A 12,321-nucleotide genomic window follows, 5' to 3' on the forward strand; every position below is an offset into this window, starting at 1 on the left:
TCTCTGATTCTCTCTTATCTTAATATGCTTGAAATCGAAACAAAAAATGGACTTTTTCTCTTCCATTTTGATCAACCCAAAGATGATCAAACTTACTTCTTCGAACCAGAATTTTGGCAAAAAAAAGACCGCACTTTAGGTTTTGCTAAAGGAAGAGGAAAAACCTGGTTCTTAAATACTGCTGATATTTTCGGGGTCAATACAGCACTTCGCCACTATTATCGCGGAGGCTTATTCGGAAAAGTCAATCGTGATTATTATTGGCATTGGTCACGCAATAAAACTCGCAGTATGGCTGAATTTCATTTATTACATCAACTACATCAAGCTGGGTTTCCTGTACCAAAACCAATCGGAGCAAGAATTCAAAAAAATATTTTGGGATTTTATCGCGCTGATTTACTGACTGAATTAGTAGAAAATGCGAAAGATCTTACAAGCTATTTAAGGCTCAATTCTTTAGGACAAGGACATTGGCATCAAATTGGTGAGTTAATTCGTCGATTACACGACCATCAAATCTGCCATACAGACTTAAATGCCCATAATATTTTGCTACAAGAAACCCAAAATGGTATGCAATTTTGGTTACTCGACTTTGATAAATGTAGTAAAAAATTGGGTGAAAAATGGAAAACATCGAACTTACAACGTTTATACCGTTCTTTCCAAAAAGAAATTGGCAGAATGGGGATTCAGTTTACGGAAGAAAATTGGCAAGCCTTATTAACTGGCTATAAAACGAAGGTATCATAATCGCCCAAATTACAGTGCTTTGAGAAATAACCGCTAAAGTGCGGTTATTTTTTTAACTTTTCTAATGCTTGAAACACAACCTCAGGCACAAGTTTGCTGACATCACCTTTGTGAAGATGAATTTCACGAATCATCGTAGAAGAAACATAAGACCAACGTTCTGAAGGTGGAAAAAACAAACTTTCAACGCCATCCGTTAATAAACGGTTTAAATGCGCTAGTTGTAATTCATAATCAAAATCACTTGCACTACGCACACCACGAATAATCGCACTGATATTGCGATCTTTAACAACATCCGCTAACAAATCTAAAAAGCCTACAACTTCTACATTAGGTAAATGCGCTACCGCTTGTTTAACTAACTCAACACGCGTTTCTAATTCAAATAATGGGCGTTTATTAGGGTTTGATGCTACCGCCACTAACACATTTGGAAATAAGCGTGCTGTACGTTGAATAATATCAAGATGTCCGTTAGTAATTGGATCGAAAGTACCTGGGTAAATTACAGTAATCATATTATCGACTTAAATAAGGTGCTAATAAATCAAGTAAGCGCTGCAATGCGCCACGATTTTCAATTAATACTTCATACCCCGCATTACCATAACGTTCGCGGAGTTCTTTTGAATCTAAGAATTTTTCCACCGCACTTGTCAGTGCCTTCTCACTTTCATTTACTTCTAGCGCCCCTTGTACATACAGCAGTTTGGTGAACACTTCAGGAAAGTTAAAGGTGTATTTTCCTGTAATCACAGGTAATTTAAACGCTAATGGTTCAAGTGGGTTATGCCCGCCATGTTTTACTAAGCTACCACCGACAAAAGCGATATTAGAGATCCCATATAGCAGCATTAACTCACCCATTGTGTCACCAAGTACAATTTGCGTAGTTTCAGACGGTGCAATATTTTCACTACGGCGCACATAAGTGAATTTTTGTTTTTCAATTAATTCCGCCACTATATTAAAGCGTTCAGGATGACGAGGTACTAAAATCAACAACAAATTAGGATAAGTTCGCAATAGCGCTTGATGACTGTGCAAAATTATCTCTTCTTCACCTTCATGCGTGCTTGCCGCAATCCACACCGGACGATTTGCTGCCCACAACTGGTGTAGCTGTTGAATTTTATCTAGTAATGTCTGACTGACAACCAAATCATATTTAATATTACCCGTCAATCGTAAACGTTGTGGAGAATAACCAAGTTCCAAATAGCGTTTACCACTCACATCATCTTGCGGTGCAATTAAACTGATATTATCAAAAACAGGACGTAAGGAATTTTTAAACCAACCATAACGTTTTGCCGAACGCTCAGATAATCGCGCATTAGCAATAATGAAAGGAATATCTCTTTTTTTCAAGCTAGCGATTAAATTTGGCCATATCTCCGTTTCAATCACAATACAGGCTTTCGGCTGAATAAAATGGATAAAACGTAATACGGCATCAGGTAAATCGTAAGGTAAATAAAAGTGAGAAACGCTATCATTAAAAGCCGCTTTAACGCGATCTGAACCTGTTGGCGTAACTGTTGTCACAGTGATAGATAAATCAGGATATTTTTTTTGTATGCGTTTAATTAACGGAGTAGCTGCGATAACTTCCCCCACAGATGCCGCATGTACGACAATGCCCTTTGGCTTTGGAGGTTTTAAGCCGCAATAAAATCCATAACGCTCATTCAGTCGTTTGCGATAATTTGGTGACTTTACACTGCGCCCCAACATAAACAACACAACTAATGGCTGAAGTAAATACATCAATACAGTATAAGAAAAACGCAACATAGAATAAATTGACTTATGCTAAAATGAATAAAACTGGATGTAGTATAAACTGTTGTTCTCAAGACTTAAAGGATAAAAGTATGTCGACACTTAGCGTAGCAATGATTGTCAAAAATGAAGCTGAAAATTTAGAAAAATGTCTTAAAACTATACAAGGTTGGGTTGATGAAATTGTTATTCTCGATTCAGGCAGTACAGATAATACAGAAGAGGTCGCTTTAAAATTTGGTGCAAAATTTTATACTAACACGGACTGGCCAGGTTTTGGTAAACAACGTCAAATCGCACAACAATATGTAACCAGTGAATATGTGCTTTGGCTAGATGCTGACGAGCGAGTGACACCTGAGTTACGTCAATCTATTCAAAGTGCGGTTGAAAAAAATGAAGAAAATGTAATTTACAAAATTTCACGCTTAAGTGAGGTATTCGGGCGCAAGATCCGCCATTCAAATTGGTATCCTGATTTTGTATTACGTTTATATAAAACTAAATTTACACAGTACAATAATGAGCCAGTACACGAAAAAGTTATCATACCAAACAATGCAAAAGTAGAGAAACTTAGTGGTGATTTAGAGCATTACACTTATAAAGATATGCATCACTATCTTGTGAAATCGGCAGGTTATGCCAAAGCGTGGGCAGAAAAACGTGAAAAAGCAGGTAAAAAAGGGAGTTTATTCTCTGCCTTTACACATGCTATTGGTTGCTTTACAAAAATGTATATCTTAAATGCTGGCTTTTTTGATGGTAAGCAAGGATTATTACTTGCAATTCTTTCTGCCCATTCTACTTTTGTAAAATATGCTGATCTTTGGGTCAGAACTGAAACAAAAAAATAGCCTTATATATTGATTGTACAGGGATTTTCCCTGTACACCACTCTCTTAAAATTTCATTTTATAGCATCCATCCATAGCAACATGAATTAACTCTATTTGAAGTTAGATTTAATTAAATAAACAAAATAATAATCAAAAATAATTTTATTATAAAGTCAAATTTATATAAACTTCAGTTTTACAAAGATATTGTAAACAAAAAGATCCCTCTATTCCATCTAGTGTAAAAAAATGTAATTTGCCAGCTCCAGCCTTTATTTTATAGGTGTTTTAATATAGATTCTGCCTAACTTTTCTATCATTTTATATTCAATTTTTAACCTCAACTCTCTATCTAAAACTAGATAGAGAATTTTTCATTTGATTAATTTAAGGGATACGGGCTTATTTATGAACAAAATCTTTAGGGTTATTTGGAACCACGCAACACAAACGTGGATTGCAGTGTCAGAAATTAGTAAATCACACGGTAAATCTAATAGTCAAACAGATGAACGCAAATCGCCAACAGCTACATTACTTGCAATAACGGCAACAGGTGCATTGTTATTTGCATCCCCAAGTTTTGCAGCATCATTTAACGGAAATTTTGATACATTTTACCAAGCAAAAGTTACGTTTGCGCCAGAGATTGGCACAGTCCGTAACAGCAGAGATAGTTATACAACAAGAGCGGGAGCTGTGTCACAACAAAGACTTGAAGGACAGTACAATAGCTCTATTCAACAACAAAGAATCATTCCGTCGTTAACTACGGCAACAACTCGTCAAGAAGCTAGAGCAACCAGAAATGAAAGAAATAATACAACAGCAGGTAAAAACTCCCCTAATGTTGTTGAACAGAGAATTGTAAAGTTCCCATCTTACAACTCTAATTCGTTTGCTAACGCAACACGAGATGTATCAATTCAACTAGGTGGCAATACAGTTACTACGACAACAGTGTCTGTGGAAGACTCGTCTATTCGTAGTTCTCAATCTCGAGTATTATTAAACGGTTCATCATCAAGACAAACTAGTAGTGTGACAAAACCAATTAGCAATATTCAATTGTCTAATGTGGCAGATATTGCAACGAATTTAGTAAATACTACGAATGTGGGTGGTAGCTCAAGAACAACAATAACTAGCCATACCCCAAGCTATAATTCGCAGACAACAACCAGTCGCACTACAACTACACAATCAAGCCAACGCAATGTTTTAACAAATGATGCATCTCTTAATTCTGTCAATAGTGCATTAAATGCTTTGAACTCTTATGTTAGTCGTGGCACAGGCAGTGTGAATACTACCGTTATTAATGGTCAAAATATTTCTTCTAATGTCAGAAATGAAATTAATAATCAGACCAATATTAATACCAATACAACGGATATTAGACTAGACCAAAATAACGTAAATATTAATCGTAATGATATTGTATCAAATAATGAAAATGTGAATATTTCTGGTTCAATAACAGATATTGCAAACAGCGGTACAAATACATTACCAGATTTTGGCTCATTCAATACTGGAGGGAATATTGAATCCTTACCAAGTTTGCCACCAGTAATACCAATGCCAGGTGCCTTAACTAATACGGGAACTTTAACCCCGACAGATAACAATACTGTTATTGCTCCGGCTTTTGGAACTGTGAACAATGCGAATACAGCAACAATCGGTGATGTGCTAAATTCAGGTTGGAATTTACAAGGTAACAGCACACCAACAGATTTCGTAAGACACGGTGATACAGTTAACTTTATCAATGGGATAGGTTCAAAAGTTACTACTCATACAGATACAGCAACGAGCGTAACGACAATTAAATTTGATACGCCATTAGCTTACGTTAATACAACAACACCAGCTGACCAAGCAACACCAACAAACACTGTTCAATTAGTAGGAACAGGAAATACGACTGTCATTCTAAAAAATGTTGCGAGTGGTTTAGAAGGTAAAACATTAACTGAAGCTGCTGCTGCAACACCAACCAATGCGGTTAACGTATCAGATCTAAATAATGCAATTAAGCAAAATGCATTCTCATTTGCATTAGGAGGTAGAGCCCTTGATGGAGGTGAGTTTAACAATGAAGGCTTAAACAATTGTGGTGATAAATGTATTACTAAAGATGAACTTTTACAATTCAATGCAGGTAAAAATATCAAGATCAAACAGATTCCTAACGGTTTCGAACTTTCAACAAGAGATCAAATCAGTTTAGGTAGCAAATCTGTAGCAGGCCAAGACGGCGTTGATGGTAAAGTTGATGTCACTGGCAAAGATGGTTCTAAAGTATCTATCGATGGCAAAGATGGTTCAATCTCTATCTCTCGTCCAGTAAATGGCGATGTAGCAGATGTGAAAATTACTGCGCAAAAGGGCAAAGCAACGCTTGAAGCAAAAGATGTAAATGGAATCGATCGTATTGTGTACGTAACTAAAAATGCAGATGGTTCGACCACAACACGTCAAGTTGCAACTATGGACGATGGTTTACTCTTTGCAGGCGATACTGGCGCTGACTCAGCACGTAAATTAGGTGAGAAATTAACAATCACTGGTGGCCAAAAAGACGGTAGCAAATTATCAGACAACGCAAATATCGGCGTAAGCTCTGATGGTAAAGGCAACTTAACTGTTAAATTAGCGAAAGAACTTAATTTAAGCGGTCCAAACAATGCAAATGACGGCAAAATTGGTGGTTTAGCACACAATTTACCTGAAGCAAACGCTAACCTAGCTACTCAAGATTTACCAGCAAACGTAAATGCAAATAACGCTGCAACAGTAGGTGATGTATTAAATTCTGGTTTCAATATCAAAGGTGCTAAAACCGCTGATGGTAATGTTGAAAATGTTGATTTTGTAAAACCTTACGACACTGTTGAATTTGTTGACGGTAGTGCAACTGACTTCATCGTTACAACAAATGACAATAAAACAACAACAGCGAAAGTTGATATCAAAGTTGACGGTAAAACAATTAAAGTTGATACATCTAAAAATCAATTAACTGCAGTAACTAGCACAATTACTCCAGTACAAGAAGCTGATGGTAAAGCAACCTTTACTCCAGTAATGCCTGATGCTTTAGTGACAGCAAATACCGTTGCTGAAACTGCAAACAGTATTATCAAAGAAGGTTTGGATTTTGTAGGTAATAATGCAGGTAAAACTGTACATCGTGATCTTGGTACAAAACTGACTATTCGCGGTGGTAAACCAACAGTTACTGATGCGACAGATAAAAACGTTTATGTTTATGCCAACGATAAAGCGAATGAACTAATCATCAAATTCTCGGAAAAACCAGAATTTAAAGAAGTGAAATTAGCTGAGGCTGGAAAAGCTGCGATTACATTAAATACAACTGGTGATACAAATACCCCAACATTAACCTTAAATACCGCAAATAACAAACCAGTCACAATCACAAATGTAGCAGCTGGTACAACTACCCTTGATGGTACAAATCGTGGCGATAAAGCTACTGCGGCAGAATCAACACGAATTGATAATACAAATACTTTTGGCGCAAATTTAGCAGCTGCTTACAATGGTTTAGCTAACTTGAATGGCTCACCAGAAACAAATGTATTCACCGTTGCTGATGCGAAAAACTTAGGTTGGGTTGTTTCTGCGAAAGATAATAATTATGCAGATGATGTACGTAATGCAAACGAAGTACGTTTCGTTGGAAAAAATATGGCCCGCGTAACTGGTAGCACTGGTGCTGACGGTGTACGTGAGATCACTGTTGATGTGAACGTACCAAACTTACTTGCGAATATTGAGATCCCTGTTGTTTATACAACTGTTGAAGGGAAAAAATTATTCAAATCAGTGAATGGTAAATTCTATGTAGTTGGCACAGATGTTGATGCTAAAGGTGAACCAACAGATCCAACTGTAAAAGACGTGCCTGCTACTGATGTAATTGCATCAATGAACAATGGCGCGAATAGCTCAACTGATCCAATGACATTAGCGAATGTAAAAGGTAACTTACCTAATACTTACAGCAGCACAAAAGATATCAATGGACAACCAGTTACTCCAACAACAGCTACAGTACTTCCAGAAGCATTTGATCCTTCTTCAGCTGCATTTAACAAAACTATGCTAAATAATGCTGCTACTCTTGGTGACGTGTTAAATGCGGGTTGGAATTTACAAGCTAATGGCACTGCAAAAGATTTTGTAAAACCATTTGATACTATCAATTTTGCAGATGGTACAGGTTCAACTGTAGAGATTGGTGTATCTGCTGATGGAAAAACTAACACCATCAAAGTTAATACTGCAACAGTTTACACTGATGCTAACGGCACAATCGTGAAAAAAGCAGATGACAATAAATTCTACCCTGTTGATGCAAATGGCACACCAGATAAAACGAAAAGTGCGGTCGAAAATCCACAAGTTAATTTAGTGAATATAGATGGTACTGCGACTAAACCAACTCAATTAGGCAATGTAGCAGCTGGTGCAAATACTATTGCCGATAAAGCAATTGATGGCAAAGCACTTGTGAATGTAGGTGGCAAACTTTACGCACAAGATCAGTTTGAAAAAGGCAAATTGAAAGCTGGTGCTGTTGAAGCTCAAAATGGCGCTGCAGTAACTAAACCAGTTGATACCGCAAAAGCAGGTTTAGCTGATTTAGAACACTCAAATCCGACAAACGCTATCACTGTTGCTGATGCGAAGAACTTAGGATGGGTAATTTCTGCAAATGGTAACGATTATGCAGCTGATGTACGTAACACAACTGAAGTGAAATTCGTTGGTGGTACAGGCATTAATGTTGAAGGTAAAACAGAGAACAACGCTCGTGAAATTAAGATCTCAATCAACGAAGGCGATGTTGTTGCAAGCAACGAATATGTTGGTCCTAACGGCGAAACATTAATCAAAGTTGATAATAACTTCTACAACAAGGCTGATATTGACCCAAGTACAGGTAAACCTAAAGCAGGTGCAAAACCAGTTGAACAAGACATCGCAAGCAAAGCGAAAAACAACGGTAAAGGTTTAGTGACTGGTAACAAAGTTGCTGAAGCAATCCAAAAATCAGGTTGGAACCTTGGTTTAGCAGATGATGCAAAAGCGACTGAAGCGTTTGCAGATGCATCTAAAGCACTTTCTGTTGATACCTTAGAAAAAGTGAATCCAAACGACAATGTTCGCTTTACTAATGGTAAAGGCACAATGGCGAAAATTGCGACTGTGAAAAATGTAAATGCAGATGGCACAGTGGTGACTGATACCTTTATGAAACTTGATGTGGATTTACCAATTACATATGCAGCGAAAGATGCTGATGGTAACCCATTAGTGAAAGCGAATAATGGCAACTGGTATCAACCAGCTGATGTGAATCCAGATGGTACATTGAAAAACCCTGCTGCAACAGCTAAAGCTCCTAAAGCTGGCTCTGTTGGCGCAGCATTAACTGATAATGATGCAAATACACCAGATTATGCAGCAGTGGATCCAATCACTAAAGCGGTTGAAGATCTCAAAAAACAAAAACCAAGTGCAACTGCAGATGAACTTGCAAAAGCGAAAGAAGATGCAATTGCTAAAGACCCTACTGCTAAAGATAAAATTATCGAAGGCACTGGCGGCGTGAACTTAAACAATGTTGCTTGGGCGAAAGAACCAGATCAAGCGGTGAATAAAGATCAGTTAGATCAAACTGTCAATAAATCTGGCTTTATCGTGAAACAAAACAGCAAATCAACTTTAACAGCAAATGCAAATTCAACTGAAGATGCAAAATCTGAAAAAGTAACACCAAACGATGTGGTTGATTTTGTTGATGGTAAAAACACGAAAGTTTCTGCGACAACTGAACGTAAAGATGGTCGTGATGTAACTACTATTCGTGTTGATGTAGATGTTGATGCTGTAGCTGGCAATGCCGATATGCCAGTGGTTTACACCAATAAAGATGGTGATAAAGTTGCTAAAGGCGATGACGGCAACTATTACAAAGCTGATAAAGATGGTAAACCAGACTTAAAAGCTCCTGTTAATACAGGTGACATCATTGCAAGCGTTGTCAACCCTAACGGTGATAGCACAACAGCTCCGACTGTATTAAGCAATGTTGCTCAAGGCGCTGGCGTTTTAGATGGTGCCAAAGATGCTAAAGGTAACCCATTAGTTAAAGTTGGAGATAAATACTACAAACAAGATCAATTTGATCCAGCAACTGGTAAAGTTAAAGCAAATGAAATTGCAAACAATGTTACCCCAGCAAAAGCAGCTGATCCGAAATCTGCATTTAATGGTTTAGCATCTTTAGATAATGCAAAACCAAGCAATGTAATTACTGTTGCTGATGCGAAAAACCTTGGTTGGGTAATTTCTGCTGATAAAGAAGCTGGTAAAGATACTGCTTATGAAGATGATGTACGCAATGCACACGAAGTGAAATTCACTGGCGGCGCAGGTATCAAAGTGACAGGTAAAACAACAGATAACATCAGAGAGATCAATATTTCTCTACAAGCAGGTGAAATTGTTCCAACAGATGTAAAAGACAAAACGGGTAACCTACTTGTTAAAGTTGGCAACGATTATTATAAAGCAGAAGACATTGCACCAAACGGCAAACCTAAAGCAAATACAACACCAGTTGATCCAAAAACTGTTGTTAAAAATGACAATGCTGGTGCTGGTTTCGTAACTGGTAACCAAGTAGGTGATGCAATCCAAGCTTCAGGCTTTGTAGTAGGTAAAGCAACTGATGTTCCTGCAGCTGATAAGTTTGAAAGCAAAGATGAGCGCGTAAATCCAAATGATGAACTTCGCTATGCTGAAGGTAAAAACTTAAATGTGAAATTAGCGACAGTTGAGAAAGTGGATGCATCAGGTAAAGTTGTAACAAGCACAACTGTGAAAATGGATGTTGATTCACCAATTGACTTCAAATATACCGATGCGAAAGGCAACGAATATGCGAAGGCTGTTGATGGTAACTTCTATGCGAAAGATGCAGTAAATGCAGATGGCACATTGAAAGATCCAGCATCTAAAGCAAACGCATTAAAACCTGAAGATGTGGCTAAACTTAATAAAGGTGCTCAGTTAACAAATGGCATCAATAAAGACGGCATTGCTAATAACCCTTACACAGTAGCAGATCCACTTCAAGTTGCGGTACAAAAAGCAATTGCTGATAAATTGAAAGAAAATCCAGCTGCAACAACTGAAGAGTTAGTAAAAGTTGCAGATCAAGCAAGAGCTGCTGCAATTAAAGCAGATTTTGATGCGAAAGATAAAATCGTTGCAGGCAAAGATGGGGTTAACTTAAACAGCGTAGCTTGGGCAACACAACCAGATCAAGCGGTTAATAAAGACCAATTAGATCAAACTGTGAATAAATCAGGCTTCTTCGTGAAACAAAATGGTAAATCTACTTTAGCAGCGAATGCAAACTCAACTGAAGATGCGAAGACTGAGAAAGTGACACCAAATGATGTAGTTAACTTCGTTAACGGCGGTAATGTATTAGCCAAAGCTGAAACTAAACGTGATGCTGCAACTGGTCAAGACATTACTGAAGTAAGCTATAACGTAACTGGTTTACCAATTACTTATACCGCAAAAGATGGCTCTCCAGTAGCGAAAGTAGGTGATAAGTTCTTTAAAGTGAATAATGCGGGTTACCCTGTAGGTAAAGAAGTTCCTGCAAGTGAGTTAACAACAAACTTAGTTAATCCAACGGCAGCACCGAACGAAATTGGTGCACCGTCAGTGTTAGGTAATGTAGCTTCAGGTACAAATACTATTACAGACAAGTTTGGTGATGATGGTAAAATACTTGTTCAAGTGGGAGATGGTGCAGGAGCTAAATTCTATGCACAAGATCAATTTACAAATGGCGTGTTAAAACCAAATGCAAAAGAAGCTCAAGCAGTAAAACCGGCGACCAAACCGATGGATAAAGCGAAAGCTGGCTTAGCTGATTTAGCTAACTCAAATCCAAACAATGCGTTGAACGTATCTGATGCGAAGAAACTTGGCTTCATCGTAGGAGCTAAAGACAACAACTATGCAGATGATGTACGTAATGCAGATGCAATTGAGTTTGTAAGTGGTAACAACTTAGCAACTGTAACTGGATCTACTCGTGCTGATGGCGTACGTGAAGTTCGTGTAACAGTAAGTAAAGATCCTACGTTCAATACAGTACAAGTAGGCGGTAACGCTGGTCCTAAACTAAGTGCAACACCAGAAGGCGACTTGAACTTAGCGAAACCAGATGGCTCACCAGTTCGTATCAGAAACGTTGCAAAAGGTGTTGACCCAACAGATGCTGTAAACGTAAGCCAATTACGCGATGCTGTAACTGATGCTCTCGGTGGTGCAATTATCGAAAAATTTGGTGATATCAACGGTAAGATTGGTACTGTAGATAAAAATATGCGTGCTGGTGTAGCAGGCTCAAATGCAGCAGCTGGCTTACCACAAGTTTATATACCAGGTAAATCAATGGTTGCTGCATCTGCTGGTACCTTCAAAGGTCAAAGCGCTATCGCTGTGGGCTATTCAAGTGCAAGTGATAACGGTAAAGTTATCCTGAAACTTCAAGGTAACGGAAATACTCGTGGCGACTTCGGTGGCTCAATAGGTGTCGGTTATCAATGGTAATCATGAGAAAATGATATAAACAAAGGGTATTGAGTCACATCAATACCCTTTTTGTATACAGTGAATTAAATCTAGGCTCTGGTTTTAATTGAACATTTAACACTGAGCATAGCTTATTTTAAAGTTCCCTGATATTTAAAATTTTCTAGAAAATGACCGCACTTTAATGTATTAATACGACCTATCAATTCACTCTTACCCCATCCTATATTTCACCTTAAATAAAGCGTTATATTGATTAAATGTCTCAAACAATACG

The 12,321-nt window shown here is 37.8% G+C and carries 5 protein-coding genes; 3 read left to right on the forward strand and 2 right to left on the reverse strand.

Features of this window, described 5'->3' with window-relative positions; translation table 11 throughout:
* Positions 1 to 24: 24 nt before the first annotated feature.
* Positions 25 to 756, forward strand: a complete 732-nt coding sequence (locus tag CKV78_RS07065; protein ID WP_005763349.1) for a 3-deoxy-D-manno-octulosonic acid kinase — start codon at positions 25 to 27, stop codon at positions 754 to 756.
* A gap of 44 nt (positions 757 to 800) precedes the next feature.
* Here the strand turns inward: CKV78_RS07065 and coaD are convergent, their stop codons facing one another.
* Both coaD and waaA read right to left on the reverse strand, forming a co-directional pair.
* Positions 801 to 1,277, reverse strand: a complete 477-nt coding sequence (gene coaD, locus CKV78_RS07070) for a pantetheine-phosphate adenylyltransferase (RefSeq protein WP_005763351.1) — start codon at positions 1,275 to 1,277, stop codon at positions 801 to 803.
* Position 1,278: 1 nt separating this feature from the next.
* Positions 1,279 to 2,556, reverse strand: coding sequence for a lipid IV(A) 3-deoxy-D-manno-octulosonic acid transferase (gene waaA / locus CKV78_RS07075; RefSeq protein ID WP_032855371.1), 1,278 nt, complete (start codon positions 2,554 to 2,556; stop codon positions 1,279 to 1,281).
* Positions 2,557 to 2,636: 80 nt separating this feature from the next.
* On the opposite strand from waaA, the gene CKV78_RS07080 reads away from it, so the two are divergent.
* Together CKV78_RS07080 and CKV78_RS07085 are read left to right on the forward strand one after the other, a co-directional pair.
* Complete coding sequence (locus CKV78_RS07080) at positions 2,637 to 3,401, forward strand: glycosyltransferase family 2 protein (RefSeq protein ID WP_032855373.1); 765 nt, start codon at positions 2,637 to 2,639, stop codon at positions 3,399 to 3,401.
* 390 nt (positions 3,402 to 3,791) lie between these two features.
* Positions 3,792 to 12,062 (forward strand): ESPR-type extended signal peptide-containing protein, encoded by an 8,271-nt coding sequence (locus CKV78_RS07085; RefSeq protein WP_005763357.1) that lies wholly within the window; start codon positions 3,792 to 3,794, stop codon positions 12,060 to 12,062.
* Positions 12,063 to 12,321 lie beyond the last annotated feature (259 nt).

The organism is Pasteurella dagmatis, from assembly GCF_900186835.1.
GTDB classification, from domain to species: domain Bacteria; phylum Pseudomonadota; class Gammaproteobacteria; order Enterobacterales; family Pasteurellaceae; genus Pasteurella; species Pasteurella dagmatis.